The sequence below is a fragment of the Burkholderia stagnalis genome (genome assembly GCF_902830275.1).
Lineage (GTDB): Bacteria > Pseudomonadota > Gammaproteobacteria > Burkholderiales > Burkholderiaceae > Burkholderia > Burkholderia stagnalis.
In genome coordinates, this window is sequence record NZ_CADESW010000126.1 from 1 (window position 1) to 223 (window position 223).

At 65.5% G+C, this 223-nt stretch carries 1 protein-coding gene; it reads right to left on the reverse strand.

The genetic code is table 11. The features are described from left to right. The coding region (locus tag HWY45_RS36525; RefSeq protein ID WP_176118541.1) for a hypothetical protein at window positions 1-223 on the reverse strand (223 nt) is incomplete at both ends.

The following is a 223-nucleotide window of genomic DNA, read 5'->3' on the forward strand; positions in this document are numbered from 1 at the left end:
CTGAAGCTGGTATTCCAGGTATGGCCGCCATCGGTCGAGTATTCGACGGTCGCGCCGGTTTCGACACCGGTCAGGTTCAGCGTGCCGACATTGGTGACGTGATCGGACGCGCTGCTGCCGGAGTCGGTGGTCAGGGCGACACCGGGGGCGGTGGCCGACGTGTCGAGCGTGAAGCTGAACGACGTCGCCGACGACGTGTTGCCGGCGATGTCGGTTTGCCGGA